The 18,408-nt window shown below is 32.0% G+C and carries 13 protein-coding genes and 1 tRNA gene; 6 read left to right on the plus strand and 8 right to left on the minus strand.

All coding sequences use genetic code 11. From position 1 onward, the window contains the following. Nucleotides 1-12: 12 nt before the first annotated feature. From ASC44_RS11070 to ASC44_RS11080, 3 genes are read right to left on the minus strand one after another with little or no spacing between them, the layout of a single operon-like run. On the minus strand, nucleotides 13-1,527 hold the full coding sequence (locus ASC44_RS11070; protein WP_055447660.1) for a glycoside hydrolase family 2 TIM barrel-domain containing protein: 1,515 nt from the start codon (nucleotides 1,525-1,527) through the stop codon (nucleotides 13-15). Beyond that, on the minus strand, nucleotides 1,521-2,741 hold the full coding sequence (locus ASC44_RS11075; protein WP_055447661.1) for a hypothetical protein: 1,221 nt from the start codon (nucleotides 2,739-2,741) through the stop codon (nucleotides 1,521-1,523). The genes ASC44_RS11070 and ASC44_RS11075 overlap by 7 nt, the downstream gene beginning before the upstream one ends. Then, nucleotides 2,741-5,830 carry a hypothetical protein gene (locus ASC44_RS11080; RefSeq protein WP_055447662.1) on the minus strand — a complete coding sequence of 1,030 codons (3,090 nt, stop codon included), beginning with the start codon at nucleotides 5,828-5,830 and terminating at the stop codon, nucleotides 2,741-2,743. The genes ASC44_RS11075 and ASC44_RS11080 overlap by 1 nt, the downstream gene beginning before the upstream one ends. A 180-nt stretch (nucleotides 5,831-6,010) precedes the next feature. Here ASC44_RS11080 and ASC44_RS11085 point away from each other — a divergent pair, with 180 nt between their 5' ends. The 4 genes from ASC44_RS11085 to ASC44_RS11100 all read left to right on the plus strand — a co-directional run bounded on the left by ASC44_RS11085 (nucleotide 6,011) and on the right by ASC44_RS11100 (nucleotide 9,371). Beyond that, the gene (locus tag ASC44_RS11085; protein WP_055447663.1) at nucleotides 6,011-7,195 is read left to right on the plus strand and encodes a response regulator; all 1,185 of its coding nucleotides are present in this window, start codon (nucleotides 6,011-6,013) and stop codon (nucleotides 7,193-7,195) included. 27 nt (nucleotides 7,196-7,222) lie between these two features. Then, the gene (locus ASC44_RS11090; protein ID WP_055447664.1) at nucleotides 7,223-7,717 is read left to right on the plus strand and encodes a glycosyltransferase; all 495 of its coding nucleotides are present in this window, start codon (nucleotides 7,223-7,225) and stop codon (nucleotides 7,715-7,717) included. A gap of 11 nt (nucleotides 7,718-7,728) precedes the next feature. Beyond that, nucleotides 7,729-8,730 (plus strand): type I phosphomannose isomerase catalytic subunit, encoded by a 1,002-nt coding sequence (locus ASC44_RS11095; protein WP_055447665.1) that lies wholly within the window; start codon nucleotides 7,729-7,731, stop codon nucleotides 8,728-8,730. A 62-nt stretch (nucleotides 8,731-8,792) separates the two neighbouring features. Next, nucleotides 8,793-9,371 carry a PhnA domain-containing protein gene (locus ASC44_RS11100; RefSeq protein ID WP_055447666.1) on the plus strand — a complete coding sequence of 193 codons (579 nt, stop codon included), beginning with the start codon at nucleotides 8,793-8,795 and terminating at the stop codon, nucleotides 9,369-9,371. Nucleotides 9,372-9,561: 190 nt separating this feature from the next. Here ASC44_RS11100 and ASC44_RS11105 read toward each other — a convergent pair whose 3' ends face one another. The 3 genes from ASC44_RS11105 to ASC44_RS11115 all read right to left on the minus strand — a co-directional run bounded on the left by ASC44_RS11105 (nucleotide 9,562) and on the right by ASC44_RS11115 (nucleotide 13,978). Beyond that, nucleotides 9,562-10,662: a DUF4407 domain-containing protein gene (locus ASC44_RS11105; RefSeq protein ID WP_055447667.1), complete on the minus strand. Its 1,101-nt coding sequence runs from the start codon at nucleotides 10,660-10,662 to the stop codon at nucleotides 9,562-9,564. Between the two features lie 155 nt (nucleotides 10,663-10,817). Further along, nucleotides 10,818-13,610, minus strand: a complete 2,793-nt coding sequence (locus ASC44_RS11110) for a M56 family metallopeptidase (RefSeq protein ID WP_055447668.1) — start codon at nucleotides 13,608-13,610, stop codon at nucleotides 10,818-10,820. Between the two features lie 2 nt (nucleotides 13,611-13,612). Next, nucleotides 13,613-13,978: a BlaI/MecI/CopY family transcriptional regulator gene (locus ASC44_RS11115; protein WP_055447669.1), complete on the minus strand. Its 366-nt coding sequence runs from the start codon at nucleotides 13,976-13,978 to the stop codon at nucleotides 13,613-13,615. Between the two features lie 125 nt (nucleotides 13,979-14,103). Here ASC44_RS11115 and ASC44_RS11120 point away from each other — a divergent pair, with 125 nt between their 5' ends. Further along, nucleotides 14,104-15,474 carry a M28 family peptidase gene (locus tag ASC44_RS11120; RefSeq protein ID WP_083476280.1) on the plus strand — a complete coding sequence of 457 codons (1,371 nt, stop codon included), beginning with the start codon at nucleotides 14,104-14,106 and terminating at the stop codon, nucleotides 15,472-15,474. A gap of 5 nt (nucleotides 15,475-15,479) precedes the next feature. Here ASC44_RS11120 and ASC44_RS11125 read toward each other — a convergent pair whose 3' ends face one another. Together ASC44_RS11125 and ASC44_RS11130 are read right to left on the minus strand one after the other, a co-directional pair. Next, the gene (locus ASC44_RS11125) at nucleotides 15,480-16,343 is read right to left on the minus strand and encodes a DMT family transporter (RefSeq protein WP_055447952.1); all 864 of its coding nucleotides are present in this window, start codon (nucleotides 16,341-16,343) and stop codon (nucleotides 15,480-15,482) included. A gap of 130 nt (nucleotides 16,344-16,473) precedes the next feature. Next, nucleotides 16,474-17,862, minus strand: a complete 1,389-nt coding sequence (locus ASC44_RS11130) for a dipeptidase (protein WP_055447671.1) — start codon at nucleotides 17,860-17,862, stop codon at nucleotides 16,474-16,476. Between the two features lie 115 nt (nucleotides 17,863-17,977). Here ASC44_RS11130 and ASC44_RS11135 point away from each other — a divergent pair. After that, nucleotides 17,978-18,059: transfer RNA gene (locus ASC44_RS11135), tRNA-Leu, on the plus strand. Nucleotides 18,060-18,408 lie beyond the last annotated feature (349 nt).

Genomic DNA, 18,408 nt, shown 5'->3' on the forward strand with positions numbered 1-18,408 from the left:
TGTCCCAAACAATTAGTTAGTAATGTATTTAAACGAAGCCTTTTTTGTTCCGTTTTTGTCAATAAAACCAAAGTGTTTTTGAGTGTTTTTACGCCAAGGACGACTACCTACAACGTCCTTTGGTACCGTAGTAAAATCATATAAAGTCCAAGACATAAATTGCAAATTATTAGCTGCAATGAGTTCTTGGATTTTTTTGTGGTAATTGGCTTGGTCGTCTTTAGAGCTTCCAAAAGGTTTCCAAAAACCGCTATATGATGAGATGCCAAATTCCTGTAATACTAAAGGCTTGTTTGGTATTTCTGTTTTCATGGTTTTAATTGCTGCATCCAGCTTACTTAAGTCTTCATAATAATGAAACGATACAATATCTACTTTGTCTTTTAAAATAGAAGCACTTTGTGTGTTAGACCAACCAATGGTTACAGGATGTACAGCATCTACAGATTTTACCAAATCAATCATATTATCTAACCAAGCAATAACCGTTTCCTTTCCTCTAGATTCAAAATCTAAATTGGGTTCGTTTTTAATATCCCACGCTATTAATGCGTTGTGGTCTTTTACAGCTTCTACTATTATTTCTGCATGACGTTGGTTTAGCGTCCAACTCATAACCGAATAGTCTCCATAAAAATCGAAAAGTGTTAAGACTACTTTTAATTCGTGAGTCTCAGCTAAATCTAAAGTTTGTTTAAGTTTTTTGAGCTTTTTAGGAATAACGTCTGCTTTTCCAAAATCATCATATTGTACAAACAGTCTCACTGAGTTTAAACCAGCATCTTTAATTATTTTAAAGTCTTTTGATATAGTATCTGTAGAAAAACCATCTCCAAACATATCCCAAGGATTGGCTTGTGGATAATAATTTATGCCTTTAATAGTTAAACTGTCGGTTTCAATTTTTGTAATTTCTGGACTATATTCTTCGCTGTTTTTTTTCACTAAATGCCTAATGCGCCAAAAACCATCTTCTAATAAAAAAACCATTTTATATGTAGACGTTTCTGTGGTTTCAAGCACTAATTTTTCAGATTTAAAAATACGTTTGTATTCTACAACATCTCGATCTGTAATAACAGCTAGTTGTCCATCTTCACTAAAAAACTCTAAGGTTGGATTATGCTTTAAAGTTGTGGCTTCAATAGTAATATTTTCGGCTTTATTCATTTCAATAAAACCATATAAATTTTGTCTTGCACTATCTGTGTAATAATCTTTTATTCCAGCAGTTTTATTGGTTTTGTAGGCAATTTGCTTTACATACCATGCATCTAAATAATCGTTTTGTAAGGCATTTAAATTCTCATTATCCATTGGTCGTCCTTCGTTATTTAAAGGTTCCCAAATCAGTTTTGGCAAATACTGTTCTACTTTCTGTATTTCGGTATGTAGCATTGTGCTCCTATCTGCTCCAGTGTTTAAATAGCTAAACAATGCGCTAATACCAGAAATAATTAAGGCTACAATCATAATATACGAGGTTATTAATATGGTACGTAGTATGTTTTTATTTAGACCTACCATAGCTTTTTAGTGTTAAATTCTTTTGTTTTTCCTGCGGTTTCAATACTAAAACGATACACTCCATTTTTATAAATAGCTGGTTTTAAAGTGTAATTTACATAACCATTATACGCTGTTTTTATAACGGAATCTACCAATGTATTGTCTTTGTAAATATTCAGTTTTACATGCAATCCATCAGGAATCATTTGCTGCATAAAACTTTGTAAAGGACCAACTACAATAGCTCTATTGTTATTAGAAAAGACAACTTTAAAATCTTCAATAACTTGTTTATAGTTTAATGAAATAGTATTGCTTTCCGACATGCCATCTACATAAGCTTTAATGCTCCAATTGTCTTCATAATCTGGATGAATCATTTTTGCATGAGCAACACCTTCAATAGTTGTTCCTGTGGTTTTTAAAATATTTTCATTTTTATTTTTAATGAAGAACGTTACAAAAGTACCATCACTTACCACATTATTTTGTTTGTCTTTTATTACTGAAGTAAAAAATGTAGTAATTTGGTTTCCATCGGAATAATCATGAGGTCGTTTGGCAGAAATAGTGAAATCCGTAGGAATTGCGGCTGTAACATTTATGGTGAATTCTTTTGAGTTGATGCCTAAACTTTCTGAAGATACCAGCATACGACCACTTTCTCTTTTAGAATTTATATTCCTGTAAGCAATTAAATTATTAGTAAAAATATCTTCTTTTTCTTCTGAAGCTAAAAACTGAAACTTAGCATTTACCATTGTATTTGTTGGTACAGGATTATCTAAAGAATCTGTTGGAATAACAACCAACATAGTGTAATCTGTTCCTCCAGCTTCAATACTTGGAGGCCCAATATAAGTTTCCATAGTGGCAACTTCTGCTTTTGGATTAATGTTAATTTTACCAGACAAGTTCTGGGACTCTTCGACCAAGGTCCAATTAACAATTCCTGTTTTTTTTGTGATATTATCAGGGATGTAAAATTCGATAAAATTATTCTTTATGTTGGAAGACACTAAAGTCGATCCATAACTATTAGAGCAATATAATATAGGATTTTTAGTTTCTGCAGAAACTAAAAATTTTAAAATAATATAATTGCCAACTTCAAAATCTGTTTGCGTAGTTAATAGTTTAACTTTATTTGAAGCGCCACTTTGTTGTGCGACAGCAAATGATGATGCAAAAATCAAACTTAAAAACAACAGATATGTTTTTTTTAACTGCATTAATTAGGGCTTCCTATGTATGTGTTAATTTCTATTTTAATATAACTAAAATCAGGATGGTCAATTTTTTGTAATTGCGCATCACTATGGTTTTCAATTCTGTTTGGTACTATTTTTCCAGCAATGGCATCGTTTGGTAAACCATTTACAAAGATGTTTTTCATGTCTGAATTTATGATTTTTACTTTTCCGTCCTTCAAAATTTGATATTCAAAATCCTGTTTACGTTGCTGTCTCACACCTTCTTTTACAAATAAATGATCGACCCAAACCATGTTTTTATTTTCATCGTAATAGGTGATTAATAACTGTGGAATGGTAATTTCCTGAATACCACTATTAAATAAGTTACCGTTTATAGTTTTATCTTTAATATCAATAGCGCTTAATACTACATTTTTGTATAAATCCGATCCTGAAACATTTCCTGCTGCTTGTAAGTTGAATTTTGTTGGTTGTTCTTCAAATTCAATTGGAGTAAATTCGTCTGGATTAAAAGTGTCTGGAATAGAATCTTGAGTTCTTGACCAAGCAATGCCTTCAAAATTAATACGAAAACTACTCGATTCCTTAGGCATTAATTTATGCTTAATATGGTATTTGGCGTTGTAGGTTGCTAGTTGTTTATTATCATCGTTGTAAAGTGTTCCTTTTAAAATAACATCTGCTGGAACGTTGTCTATATTTTGCACTTCTCCAATTATAGCATAACTACCATCATACTGCACCAGTTTAGCAGAAACTACTTCTAAAACAGGTTGTTTTAAAATATCTTCGTGATGCGTTGCTTCGGTTGTAATACGTCTACGACCTTGGTTGAAATACTTGGTTGCGTTAGCAGAATACAGTTGATCTGGTGGTAAGTCGTTATTTAAATCGTCTGGTTGTAAATACCATTTATCTTTATGTTTAGATAACGATTTATAATCTACTTTTTCAATCTTTTCCAAAGGTGTAATCCATTGGCTCGTTACCTTGGCAGATACTGTACTGTCGTTATGTTTTGTTATTTCAGTTTCAATAGCATCCATTTTTGCATAACTACTTAATAAACCATCTGTTACAGAAATTTCTAACATATATTGTGCAATGGGCAACTTACTTTCTGGATCTATAAGGCTATGGGCTTTTTCAAATTCTTTAAAATCTAGCGCATCATAATAAGCAATAATAGCATTTTCTGGACTGCGTTGCGAATCGTTTTTTAGGTAAAACAAATAGATACCATAAAATACAGCTATTGCTAAAATTAGCGACCAAATATGCGTAATTCGTAATACATTGCGATTAAATTTATTATAAGTTGTTGGAAACTTTAAAAAATCTGGAATAGGCTTAATTTTAGATTTTAAAGCAATGACCCAAAGCATTTGTATGTTTAAAACAAAAGCAATTAAAACGGTTAAAAATGGTATGATTCCCCACATTATTTTTAGCCATTTTGCAACATCTTCTTTTGGTAAAATAGAAGATACAGGAGGAATATTAAGTCGTTCCCAAACCATAATGCCATTTTCTAATTGCCTTAAACGTTGCCAGCCACAGAAATAGAGAATGGGATCGTAAAATTTATCGTTAGAAAATATGTATTTGAGATTGTATTTTTCTGGTGTGGTTAAAAATTGCTGTAAAGAGCCAATTCCTGCAACGCCTTTAAATTTAGAGTTTTCTAAACGCTCTATTGGTCTTGTGGTTAATTCTGGTAGACGTCTTGCAGAATGGTAGTTTCCATCTACAGTCATGGCATTTGTTTGTGCACTTAACCAAGCCATTTGGTCACCAAAGCCTAAGGTTAAAAATCGCCATTTATCGTGATCGTCTTGATTTAAGAAATTCACAATAGGTAACATTTTTATTTTTTGTGGTTGCGATGGTCTAAAATAGTTTAAACTCATTGTAAATACTACCATAAACACCATAAGTCCTGCTAATATTCCACCAATAATACGATGGTAAATGGCACCAAATTTAGATTGAATGAGTGCTTTAAAATCGCCTTCAACAAAACGATAGGTAAACTCTCCCATTATAGGTATGGATAGAATAGAAGCCCAAAGCGTAAACCTGTCTAAGGTTAAAATATTAAAAGCAGTTTCTCCTAACATTTTTAAAGGCACAGGCGTGGTTCCTCCAGTTCCTAATATAGTACAAATGGTGATAGATAAACCGAAAAACAAGTAGCGTTTGCTGTAATATCTGTAAAAAATGTATGGTAGTAAAATTAGTAAAATTCCCCAAGGAATTAAAAAGAATACTAAACCTGACGATGTAATTTCTAAAAAATTATCTCTAGAACCATGCGGAATGGGAACTTGCGTAATTGGGTTGGCTTTAGAGTTTAGCCAATATGGAAAAATGCAACCTACAATTAATACTAGCGATAACATACCGAAGCTTACAATACGTTTAAAAAGTTTAAAAAAACTGTTTAAAAATATTTTAAAAGTCACCTCTTTCATGGTGTTTACTTGCTCACGTGAAACATCCATAATTACCATTCCTATTAATGGAAATATAAAAAATATCATCCCAAAAATAGGTGTAACATGATGTGAAGTAACCGTTACTGCAATTAAAGATAACGAGGTTGCTAAATACCATTTCTTACCTGTTTTTAACCACAAATAGATTTCTGGTAAGGCATGCATTAATACAGAAACACCTATAATACTTGGTAATTGCCCAAATATGTGAAGCGTTTCTACAAAAGACGATGAGAATACAGCTAAAACGGCTGCATAACCTGCAACTGTTTTGTTAGCTGTCATCATTAATGAAAAACGATAAGCTCCTGTTATAAAAAGTACAATGGCAATTAATGCGACGCTAAACATACCAAACTTTAAGCCTCCTATTAAAGAAAATAAACCTATAGTTTGGTGGACTAAAGGTGGGTAGCTTTGTACTGTGAAACCTGTATACCATTCGTAATTCCAAGGCTCAAACCAGCTATTTGCATAATGATCTGCAAAAAATAAGTGTATTAAGGCATCATAAGTAGTTTCCAAAGTAAAAAAGATGGCACTACCATGAAATGCCAATCCTAATAAGATGGCAACGATTAAGTATTTGTTTGAGGTTTCCTTCATTTAAAGCCTGAGCTATAATATTATGGTAAAGATAAATAAATATAATAGCGGTTCAATTTTTAATTATCTATAGCAATCTACCATTCGTCGACACTTAAATATCGCTTAGTCTAAATAAGAATTTTAAGGTCTCTTTCTCTTGTACATTTGTACCATCAATAACAAACAAAACAACTTATTATGAAAGTTTTAGCAATAGACGACCAACAATTAGTATTACTGCCTTTACAAAAGAGATTAGCTGAGTTAGGTTACGAAGTAAAAATTGAAACAGATGCACAAAAAGGATTAGAATTATACGAATCTTTTAATCCAGATTTAGTAATCGTTGATATTAATATGCCAGGAATTTCTGGATTAGAAGTTGTTAAACACATAAGAATTACTAAAAATTCTCAAACACCAATAATGGTTTTATCTGGAGATACAAAAGATGAAACAATAACTGAAGGTTTTGAGTTAGGAATTAATGACTACATGAAAAAGCCATTAAGCTTAAACGAGATTAGTGCACGTGTAAAACGTTTAATTGGAGCGCCAGAAGTGCAAAATGGAGTAACTAAAAGCGACGTGATGATCCAAGAACGTTGTGTAGGTGTTGTAATCCCTTGTTATGATGAAGAAGAGCGTTTGTTAAGTGAAGAGTTTATTAACTATATCGATAAAAATTCTGGTTACCACTTATGTTTTGTTAATGATGGCAGTAAAGATAAAACGTTAGACGTTTTAAAAACTTTACAAAAAGGAAGAGAAGATTTTATTACAGTTTACGACTGTGAAAAAAATGGAGGAAAAGCAGAAGCTGTACGTTTAGGAATGTTGCACATGGCTAAAAAAGAAGATTTAGATTATATAGGGTTTTTAGATGCAGATTTATCTACAGACTTAGCAGATTTTGACGATTTGGTAAAGACTATTGAAACTTCAGACTTTAAAATTGTAAGTGGTTCTCGTATTTCAAGAATGGGAGCAAATATTACTAAAGAATCTGCTAGAAAAATAATTAGTTTAACTATTAATTTTATAATCAGAAAGATTTTAAAAATGGATTTTAAAGACACACAATGTGGTGCTAAAATTTTCCATAAAGATGTTATTGAGGTTGCTTTTGCAAAGAAATTTGTAACACAATGGATTTTTGATGTCGAAATCTTTAAAAGAATGAGTATCCGTTTCGGCTTAAAAGAAGCTAAAGCAATGCTTTGCGAGCAACCTTTAAAAAGATGGATTCATGCAGATGGTTCTAAATTATCTATGAAAGACTCGGTAAAAATTGTTGGACAATTAGGGCAAATTGCTTGGGTTTATAGAACAAAAAAACAAGACACTAAAGTTGTGATTTCGTCAGAATTAAAAGTAGCATAATTATTAATTTTTAGAAACCTTTAGATCATGAAAACAGGAATTATCATAATATTTCATAATAACGAAAAAGAGATTGATACTTCTTTTTTTATAGAACAAATAAAACAAACTAAAAACTTAGAACTCTGTTTAGTTAATAACGATAGTAAAGACAATACGTATAAATTATTAAAAGAGATTACAGAAGCTTGTAATAACGTGTCAGTAGTTAATATCAAGAAATTTAAACCTGATAACTCTGCAGTAAGATCTGGTGCAAGATTTATGTTTAATAAGTTTGATTTAAATCATTTAGGATATGTCACTACTAATTTATTAAACATTCGTTATCATGGTTTAAATGGTTTAATAAAAGCGATTAATGAAAATGAAGAGTTTATTTTAGATTACAACCAAAATTCAGTAAAAAAGCATAAAATGAAACAAACGTTATTTCAGAGTCTGTTTTCTGTAATCGGTTACTTAAAAAACCTAAAAATTGAGAATAAGTTTATTAATCTTCAGTACCAAAGAGGTCATTAAAAATAATAATAATGAAAGTATATCCAATAAAATTCAATCCAATATTAAAAGAAAAAATTTGGGGAGGAAGTAAACTAGGGAACTTGCTAGGAAAAGAAACAAATAAAGATAATATTGGTGAAAGCTGGGAAATATCTGATGTTAACGGAAACATTTCTCAAGTAAGTAATGGAGTATACAAAGGATCTAGTCTAAAAAGTCTTATTGCAGAACACGAAGCCGATTTTTTAGGAGCAGATAATTTTGCGAATTTTGGTTATAATTTTCCATTATTAATTAAGTTTTTAGATGCAAAAACAGACCTTTCTGTACAAGTGCATCCAGATAATAAAATGGCTAAAAAACATCATAATAGTTTTGGGAAAACAGAAATGTGGTACATTATGGATAGTGATGCTAATGCAGATATTGTTTTAGGCTTAAAAGATAAAACAGTAAAACCCGAAATTTTAAACCATATTAACTCAAAAAATGTAGATTCAGTTTTTAATAGAGAATTAGTTAAAAAAGGCGATAGTTTTTTTATTCCAGCAGGAAAAATACATGCTATTGGAGCAGGTGTTTTGGCAGCAGAAATACAACAAACCTCAGATATTACATATCGCGTTTACGATTGGGATAGAACAGACGCTTCGGGTAAAAAGAGAGATCTACACACGCAACTAGCAGAAAAAGCAACAAAACAATTTGATTCCAACGGAAAAGCCGACTATACTTTACAACCAAACACAAAAACTAACCTGGTTAAATGCGAGTATTTTACAACTAATATTTTAAATATTTCAAAGCGTCAAATTAAAACATATTCTAATTTAGATTCGTTTGTAGTCTTTATGTGTGTTGAAGGCATGGTGGAAATAACAGCAGGTTTACATACCGAAACCCTAAAAATGGGAGAAACCATATTAATTCCTGCAAGCACACAGGACGTTACATTTAATTCAGATAATGCTAAGTTATTAGAGGTTTTTGTGGATAAAGGTTTAACAGAAAGTATACAGCGTGCATCTTAATCATCTTTTTATAGCATAACACAACGCAATTGTTATCTTTGTAAATATCAAAAAAATAGACAATGAGCGTACTTCAAATGTTACAAGATAGAAGCAATACAACTTGCGAGTTATGTACTTCTACTATAGATACAAGACAATATAATATACCACCATCATTAACCGAAACTGTAGATACCTGCGTATTAGTTTGCAAAAACTGTAACGACCAAATAGAAGGTGAAACAGAAATGGATGTTAACCATTGGCGATGTTTAAACGATAGTATGTGGAGCGAGCATGTAGCTGTGCAAATTATGGCTTGGAGAATGCTACAAAGACTTAGAGGCGAAGGTTGGCCAAAAGATTTGTTAGACATGATGTATTTAGACGACGATAATCTAGCCATTGCAAGAGCAACAGGAGAGCATGAAGACGAAGCCGATAAAATAATACACAGAGACGTAAATGGCGTTATTTTAGATAACGGAGATTCTGTCGTGTTAATTAAAGACCTTAAAATTAAAGGATCTAGCCAAGTAGCAAAACAAGGTACAGCAGTTAGAAACATACGTTTAGACCGCGAAAATGCAACTTATATAGAAGGTAAAGTAGGTCCAACCTTAACAGTTATTATTACAGAATACGTTAAGAAACTTTAATATTATGGCGTTACCTATTGTAATACTACAAGCAAAAGGCTTCTAGTATTACAATAGGTCAGGCTATTCACTATATCTTTTTTAAGAAAAATAAAAAAGGATGCCGTTTCTATCCTTAACGCGAGAGCATCTTAAAAAACACTATTTCAGAATTAAAAATTAATACAACAGCTGTAAACAGTTTACTCTTTTACAATAATTTTTTCTGTCCATTATAAAAAGCATCCGCTTGTAATTGCATAAGTTCTCTTGCTTTTTTACGCTTATACTCATATAACTCATCTTCCTCAGCGATATCTTTATAAACGCGATCATTAATAATAAAATCCGTTTTTAAGGCTAATTTTCGTTCTTGTACTTTTTGGTCCACTAAAGTTTTAATAGCCGTTTCTTGATCTTCTAATTTAAAATCATACTCACCTTTAGGCGACATTAATTTTGCAAAAATTGGCGACGTTTCAATAGCTAAAAACAATAAGAAAATAAAAAACGAAGGTAACCAAGGCAAGGTGTTTAAAGCCGTAACTCTGGCCATTAAACCATCGAAACCATCAATTATAGGTTGTGTTGTAGCAACTTGTGTGTCGTAGTCTGTTTTTAGTGTAGTAATTGCAGTTTCAATAGTTGCAATTTTTTCTGCATTGGTTTCTTTTAATAATTTTAAATCTAAAAGCGCAGCATCATGCTTATCTCGTTTTTCTTTATAAACAGGTCCTTTTCCTAAGCGTTTTGTGCCAGAAGTGCCTTCGGCTTCATTTATAAAAACATCATAAAGTGCATTAACTTCTGTTTCTTTAGTTATAATTTCATTTTCAAGTGTAACAATTTCTTGTTCAAGTGCTTCAGTTTTTGGATTAAACTGAAGGGCAATTTGGTCTTGATTCGCTAAGGTTAATTCGTTTTTTTGTTCTAATAAAACCTGATTAATTTCCTTTTCAAAAATCTTTAACTCCAAAGGTTTAGAAATTACAATAGCAATAATAACCGCTAAGATTAATCTTGGAGACGCTTGAATGATTTGATCTAAAGTAGAACCTCTTTTTTTAATGGTTGAGACAATAAAGCGATCGAGATTAAAAATTAATAATCCCCAAATTAAGCCAAAACCAATGGCTGCATATAGAGTGTCGAAAACCGTAAATAATGCATAAGACGATGCTATAAAAGCTATTACAGCGGTAAAAAACACAGTAGCACCAATGCCAGCATATTTGTTTTGTTCGCCATTGGCGCTGTTTTTTAAAAGGTCTGTATCTGCTCCAGAGCAGATGATGAAGAATTGTTTAAGCATGAGGATTGATTTTGATTGATGATTCTTTAAATTAATAAAGAATTGATTATCTATTAGAACGCAAAACCGTATGTTTTGTTACATTATTTTTGACAAAAAAAGACCTGTAACATTTTAAAATGTTACAGGTCTTTTAATAATTGCACTTTAGTTGGTTATTCTTTAACTATTTCACCATTAACCGTTTTAATTCCTTTTTTAGATAAATGAACTGTAGATACGCCATTATTATTTTGCATCGATACATTTAGTTTTGGGTTTTCTTTTGTAAGCGCAATAGCTTTGGCTTCAGAAATTTTTTCACCTTCGTAGAAAAAGGTTGTTCCATTGTCTTCCATGCCTTTAAATTGTTCAGATAGAGGTCTTCTAATTTGATTTCTTCTGTTTTCTAGTATTTCTTTTCTTTCCTCAATCATAGCTTTCCTTTCTTCTTTTTTTTCTTCTATGAGTGTCCTTTTTTGTTCTTTTAAAGTTTTAAGACTTTGTGTTTTTTGTTCTCTATTTGAAGTAGGAGAGGCTGCATTTTTAAGTATTTCTTTTCTTTCTTCAAGCAATGTTTCTCTTTCTTTTTTTCTGTCTTCAACTAATGTTTTTCTTTCTTCAAGGATTTTCTTACGTTCCTGAAGCCTAGCTTTTTTTTCATTTTGGTAGGTGCTTTTTCTGTCTTCAAAAAAAGAGTCTTTATTGTTTTTGTTAGAAGTTTTTAGGGCCTTACCATTTTCGTCTATTAAAACTCCAAAACGATTATAGTATTTAATTGTATCCTCTTCTTTTACATAATAACACGTTTTATTTTTTATTCGGATATAGCCATTACTGTTTCCTTTTATGTTTTTAATAGACTCTATAGTTCCGTATTTTTTTCCACTTTCATCAACTTCATCACCAGATGTATTATGGTATCGAGTTATTCCATTTTTAGTAGAATAAAAATGTTTTTCTCCATTTATATCTAGAGATCCTGTTTGGGGTTTATTATTAACAACTTTACCATTTACTGTCGTAATAGGTTTGTTTGATAGATTCACAGTTCTTTTTCCATTATTACTATGGGTTGAAATGTTCATTTTAGAGTTGTTCTCTAAAAGTTTTATTGCTTTGTTAGATGAAATTGATTCGCCATTATAATAAAAATCTGCATTTATATTAGCCATTTCTCTTGCATGCTCAACTGTAGATTTTGGAGCAGCAGGAGGAGCAGGAGGTGGCGGGATATTAGAAACCTCTCCCTTTTTTACTTTTGGAGGCGCAGGCGGTGGTGGTAATTGTGATTCAGTTTTTTTAAATGCAACAACAACTTTATTGTCTTTATATACTTCAGATATGTTTTGGCCAGGAATAACTTGGTCACCATTTACAGGTTTGTTAGATAATAATTTACCATTTTCATCTGTTAAGTAGCCTTTTCTATTATAATACTTGGTGTTGCCAGAATGTGTAACCTTATAATGTGTACTACCATTTATAGTTACAAAAGTGGTTTGGACTTCATTTTCATTACTTAGTTGTTTTTGAGTGTTGCTTTTAGTAAGGTTTTCTGCTTTAATTGTAGTAGCAGCTCCTTTAGCATCAGAAAGATTTACTGTGTATTCTCCTTGTCCAATTTGTTGCGTTAGTATATCTATTTTACCAGCTTTCTTATAAATGGCTGTCGCTTGTTTAGACGTAATTTTTTTACCGTTATAAAAAATAGCGTCTTTATTTGCTTCAGTTTGTTTCATGTATTTTATAAAACCACTTTCACTACTAATTATTTCTTCTTTTGTTAACGGAGCAGGTGGAGCAGGAGCAGGTGGGAAATTAGGAAATGGTTCTGCCTTCTTTTTTTGAGCATCACTTAATAAATTATATAATTCTTTAATGCGGTTAAAGTCTTTTAATTTAATTACAGCGTTGTTCTTTATTTTTGCATTGTAGTGTTTTGCTAACTTGTTGTATTCTATAACTTGTTCAGGTGTTGCTTCTTTTTGAGATTTTTCAATTTCAGAATCTGTGTTGTCTTGTTTTAGTTCAAGTATTGGATTTGTGTTATTAACTTGCTCTTCTGAAGGGAAATGCATAGCAGACTCAGCGTCCTTCTCAACCTGTTCTCTTCCGCTAAAGCTAAAAAGTAATCCGCCTAAAAGAGGCAGTAATAATAAACTTCTAAGCCATATGGCTTTTCTTGAGGTTTGTGTTTTCATAATTGTAAATCGTTTTTTGATTAATGAATAATTGATGGCATTTGCCAAAGGCATTTGGTTTGCATTCGAAGTAAATTGAAGCAATGTCTCTTGGTAAGTTGATGAGTCTATACCTTGCTTTAAAACAGCGTCGTCTGCTAGAAATTCGTGATTAAGTTTAATGTCTTTCTTTATAATATAGAGCAATGGATTAAACCAAAATACAATGTGTAAAAGCTCTATAAATAAAATATCTAAGGTGTGTTTTTGGCTTGCATGTGTTTGCTCGTGTAATAATACTTCCTGCGGTATGGCTTTAGCTTCAAACTTTGTTTTATTTAAAAAGATGTAACTAAAGAAGGTGTGAGGTACTATTAAATCGTTTAATAAAACTGAAATAAAATTGTTATGTTTTTGTTTTTCGTTTCTATTAATTTTCGAAACGATACCAAATAGGTTTATAGCAAATTTTGATGCAAAAAGTAAAGCACCAAGCCCATAAAGACTCCATAATAGTATTGGTAAATAATTTGTTGGTTCTTCTATTATTGTTTCTGTTGGAAAATATAGAGGCGGAGTAAACGAATCTGTTACGAAAGTTTCAACGTTGTAAACAGGTTCTATATATTCTACAAACGTAATAAACGGAATCACAATTGAAATAACCAATGCGGCTAATAAATAAAAACGTTTAAATTTATGAATGCTTGAACGCTCTAAAAACAATTTATAGAAGGCTATTAAAATAGCTAAGCATGCTGCCGATTTTAAGATTAGTAGTTCCATAATTATTTGTTTTGAATTTCGGTATCTATAATTGCTCTTAATTCCTGCAATTCCTGTTTAGAAAGGTTGGTTTCTTTTGTGAAAAATGAAGCGAATTGAGAACTACTATCGTTAAAGAAGTTTTTAATAAGTCCGTTAACATGCTTAGAGAAATAATCCTTTTTTTTAACCAATGGATGGTATTGTCTTGAGTTTCCAAACTTAGTATAACCAATAAAGCCTTTGTCTGCCATGCGTTTTAAAAGTGTAGCAACGGTTGTGTTTGCAGGCTTTGGTTCTGGATATGATTCTAGTAAATCTTTCATGAAAGCGGTTTCAAGTTTCCATAGGTAATTCATTAAATCTTCTTCAGTTTTTGTAAGCTGCATGTTCTACAAGTTTAGATTGTTCTCTACAAATGTAGAGTAAATAATTCTATTCTACAAATGTAGAGCTGTTTTTTTATTTTAAAATAGTACCTTTGAGTAGTGTTTAATGATAATAAAGAAAGGTAATGAGCAAGAATTTAATTAGTTTTTTAGCATGTTTTTTCATGATGTATTTGGTCGCAGGTCAAAGTATTGCAGAGATTATTAATCAAGTTAGTTTAGACTCTTTACAATTAACATTACGAGAATTTACTGGAGAACAAACTACTATTGTCAATGGTAATTCTGTTACGATACAAAATAGAGTGCAATCTAATAATGATTTGGCAGCAGATTATTTATTCGAAAAACTAGATGGTTTAAACAATCTAACAGTAAGTAATCAATTAATTAACGGAGAAGCCGGACGCAGAAATGTTATTGCTACACAATTAGGAAAAACAAATCCAGATGCTATTTATATTGTTTGTGCGCATTACGATTCGGTTGCAGATTATTGTGCCGATGATAATGCTAGTGGTACAGCAGCCGTTTTAGAGATTGCACGACTACTATCTACACAATGTTTAGATAATACTATTGTTTATGCGCTTTGGGATGAAGAAGAAATTGGGCTTGTAGGTTCTAATTATTATGCAACTCAAGCTGCTGCTAATGGTGATAATATCTTGGGTGTTTTAAATATTGATATGATGGGTTATGATGGAAATAATGATAACGATTTTGATATAGATGTTAGAGACTTTGGAAACTCTATTGCAATGAAAGATGATATTGTTTCTATTTTAAATAATCCAACATATGGTTTTACATTAAATGTAAACGTTGTTAATCCTGGAACTACAGCTAGTGATCATGCTCGTTTTTGGAATCAAGGTTATACTGCTGTTTTGGTTGGCGAATCTTGGGAAACTAACGATCAGACTCCTTTTTATCATAGTTCTGGTGACGATTATAGTACTTTAAATTTTCCTTATTATCATGAGCTTGCTAAATTAATTACAGGTTATATGGTTACAAAAGGAGGTCTTTTAAATATTGATAATACGGTGACCCAAAATGCAAGTACTTTAACTGCAAGTCAATCTTCGGCTACATATCAATGGTCTAATTGCGATACAGAAACAGTAATTGCTGGTGCGACTAACCAAAGTTATACTCCGGTGGTTAATGGTAATTATAAAGTTGAAATTACGACTGGTAGCTGTACAGAAATTAGTACGTGTTTTGCTGTAAATACTTTAGGTGTTGAAGCTTTTAGTATAGATGGTCTTAAAATATTTCCAAATCCTGTAAAAACTGTTTTAAATATTGAATTACCTCAATTTAGTAAAGCAGAGTTGAAAATTGTTAATATAAATGGTCAAGTAGTCTTAAAACAATCTATTGAAGAACGATTGACTAAAGTGAAATTATCTGCACTAACAAACGGTATTTATTTTGTTAATTTAAAAGTTGATGGAAAGGTACTAACTCAAAAGATAGTTAAAGAATAAGGTTTTTATGAAGCTTTTCTGGATCGTAAACTTTCTATAACTACTGTAGATAATATTAATAAACCACCAAAAAAGGTGTTCCAAGTTGGGATTTCGTTTAAAAAGAAAAAGGCTATAATAATACCAAATATGGGTTGTGTACTACCTATAATACTTGCTGTACTTACTTTAAAGTGTTTTAAACTTTGTACAAATAAGGTATGACCTAATGCTGTAGTTACTAATGCAAGAATTATTACATAAGGAAATTGTGTGGTAATATTTGTGGTGTCTAAAAAGAAAAGGACGGGTGATAAAAGAATACTTATGATTAGTAATTGAAAAAACATGAGACTACTTCCGTTGTATTTTGTAACATGTTGTTTTAGTATTAAAATACGCATGGCGTAGCAAAAAGCTGAAAATAAACCAAATAGAATACCTTTTACAGAGTCACTTTCAAAATCTAATTCTGGAGATAATATATAAATACCTAAAGTGACCATGGCACCCAAAACAAGATGCATATAATCGAATTTTGTTTTCGAGAATAGAGGTTCTAAAAAGGTGGTCATTATTGGAAAAGTAAATAAAGCAAGCATGCCTATGGCAACACTTGAAAGCTGTAAGGCTATAAAATAGGTAATCCAATGCGAGGCCATAAATAAGGCGCTAAATATAAAAGCGACTAAATCTCTTTTAGATTGAATTTTAAGATTTACTTTTTTGTACTTACAAAACGCGAGTAGTAATAACATGGCTAATGCACTTCGCCACCAAATGGTTACTGGAGCTGGCATGTCTATAAAACGCCCTAAAGAACCAGATGTACTTATTAAAAAAGTAGCAAATGTAAGTTCTAAAACGTGTTTTAAGTGTTGGTTTTTCACTTGGTTTGTGTAAGTGGTAGAAGTGGCATCCTTTATTTTGCTGCCATATATGGCAAAATAAAGATATAACGGATGACGCGACCACCTTTTGCTACTTAAAAGCAAAAGGTGGTTACACCATAAAAAAATATTACTTAGATAATGCTGTAAAATGCTTATAAAATCCTGGAATGGTTTCGATTCCTTTTAAGTAATTCCATACGCCAAAATGTTCGTCTGGTGAGTGAATAGCATCACTATCTAGACCAAAGCCCATTAAAATAGTTTTACTTTTTAATTCTTCCTCGAATAAAGCAACAATAGGAATACTTCCTCCACTACGTTGTGGTATTGGTGTTTTACCAAAAGTGTCTTCGTAGGCCTTGCTTGCTGCTTTATAGCCAATGCTATCTATTGGTGTTACGTAACCTTGTCCACCATGATGAGGTGTTACTTTTACGGTTACACCTTTTGGAGCGATGCTTTCGAAATGGTTTTTAAATAACTCGGTTATGTTTTCCCAATCTTGATTTGGTACTAAACGCATAGATATTTTTGCAAAAGCTTGACTTGCTATTACTGTTTTTGCGCCTTCTCCTGTGTAGCCTCCCCAAATACCGTTAACGTCTAAGGTTGGCCTGATAGAGTTGCGCTCGTTTGTAGTGTAGCCCGCTTCGCCGTATACAGAGTCTATATCTAATGCTGCTTTATAATCGTCTAAAGAAAATGGTGCTTTTGCCATTTGTGCACGTTCGTCTAAAGATAATTCTTCGACATTATCGTAAAAACCAGGAATGGTAATGTGGTTGTTTTCGTCGTGAAGCGAAGCTATCATTTTAGTTAACACGTTTATTGGGTTTGCTACTGCGCCTCCATATAAACCAGAGTGTAGATCTCTATTTGGTCCTGTAACTTCTACTTCTACATAACTAAGGCCACGTAATCCTGTTGTAATAGACGGTGTGTCTTTTGCAATCATTCCAGTATCTGAAATTAAAATAACGTCGTTACTTAGTTTGTCTTGATTTTGTTTTACAAATTTTGCAAGGTTTACACTACCAACTTCTTCTTCGCCTTCTATCATGAACTTAACGTTGCATGGGAGTTGGTTTTGTGTTGTCATGTATTCCATGGCCTTAACGTGCATGTACATTTGTCCTTTGTCATCGCAAGCACCACGAGCGAAAATGGCACCTTCTGGGTGTAATTTTGTTGCTTTAATTACAGGCTCGAATGGTGGAGAGGTCCATAACTCTAATGGATCTGGTGGTTGTACATCGTAATGTCCGTAAACTAAAACTGTTGGTAAGTTTTTATCTATAATTTTATGAGCATAGATTATTGGGTAACCTTCTGTTTCGCAAATTTCCACAACATCGCATCCGGCATCTGTTAAGCTTTTTGCAACAACGTCTGCTGTTTGGATAGTGTGTTCCTTATAAGCAGAGTCGGCGCTTATTGATGGAATCTTTAATAATTCTATTAGTTCGTCTAGAAAACGTTGCTTGTTTTCTTGCACGTAAGTTTTTATGTTTTTCATTAAAAATAATTGAGTTTATGTAAAAATACAAAAAAGAGTATAATTTCTTTTACGGTTGTTATGAATATTCAAACTATTGTTTATATTTGCAATCCGAAAATTATCGGAATAAGTTGCGGGCGTGGTGGAATTGGTAGACACGCTAGACTTAGGATCTAGTGCCGCGAGGTGTGAGAGTTCGAGTCTCTCCGCCCGTACAGAGTAAAAAAGCTTCAGTTTATACTGAAGCTTTTTTTTGTTTTAACAATATGTTCTTGCTGTTAATAGGTGCGGCTTAACTCTCAAGGTTATCTTTTTTTTAAATGAATGCTCTAAAATGCCATTTTAAGCTTCAGTTGTCACACCCTAAATTTGCGTTTACTTTAGTTTTTAGTGTTTTATTTATAAAGAAAGCTCCATTTTGTTAGTTAAAATATTTAATTACGTCTATTGTATTGTTAGAACTGTTAACACTTATGGCGTGAAGTAATTTAGTAGCACATCAATAAAAAACAGTGCTCAGTGTAATGCATTAAATGAAAAAAGGAATTACTTTTTTATGATGCT

Origin of the sequence: Lacinutrix mariniflava (genome assembly GCF_001418015.1) — a bacterium.
Lineage (GTDB): Bacteria > Bacteroidota > Bacteroidia > Flavobacteriales > Flavobacteriaceae > Lacinutrix > Lacinutrix mariniflava.

Excerpts from the sequence above, each read along its gene's own strand:
- ASC44_RS11070 (WP_055447660.1), bottom strand. The coding sequence starts at position 1,527 with ATGGTAGGTCTAAATAAAAACATACTACGTACCATATTAATAACCTCG.
- ASC44_RS11095 (WP_055447665.1), top strand. The coding sequence starts at position 7,729 with ATGAAAGTATATCCAATAAAATTCAATCCAATATTAAAAGAAAAAATT.
- ASC44_RS11105 (WP_055447667.1), bottom strand. The coding sequence starts at position 10,662 with ATGCTTAAACAATTCTTCATCATCTGCTCTGGAGCAGATACAGACCTT.
- ASC44_RS11085 (WP_055447663.1), top strand. The coding sequence starts at position 6,011 with ATGAAAGTTTTAGCAATAGACGACCAACAATTAGTATTACTGCCTTTA.
- ASC44_RS11075 (WP_055447661.1), bottom strand. The coding sequence starts at position 2,741 with ATGCAGTTAAAAAAAACATATCTGTTGTTTTTAAGTTTGATTTTTGCA.
- ASC44_RS11115 (WP_055447669.1), bottom strand. The coding sequence starts at position 13,978 with ATGCAGCTTACAAAAACTGAAGAAGATTTAATGAATTACCTATGGAAA.
- ASC44_RS11080 (WP_055447662.1), bottom strand. The coding sequence starts at position 5,830 with ATGAAGGAAACCTCAAACAAATACTTAATCGTTGCCATCTTATTAGGA.
- ASC44_RS11130 (WP_055447671.1), bottom strand. The coding sequence starts at position 17,862 with ATGAAAAACATAAAAACTTACGTGCAAGAAAACAAGCAACGTTTTCTA.
- ASC44_RS11090 (WP_055447664.1), top strand. The coding sequence starts at position 7,223 with ATGAAAACAGGAATTATCATAATATTTCATAATAACGAAAAAGAGATT.
- ASC44_RS11100 (WP_055447666.1), top strand. The coding sequence starts at position 8,793 with ATGAGCGTACTTCAAATGTTACAAGATAGAAGCAATACAACTTGCGAG.
- ASC44_RS11120 (WP_083476280.1), top strand. The coding sequence starts at position 14,104 with ATGAGCAAGAATTTAATTAGTTTTTTAGCATGTTTTTTCATGATGTAT.
- ASC44_RS11110 (WP_055447668.1), bottom strand. The coding sequence starts at position 13,610 with ATGGAACTACTAATCTTAAAATCGGCAGCATGCTTAGCTATTTTAATA.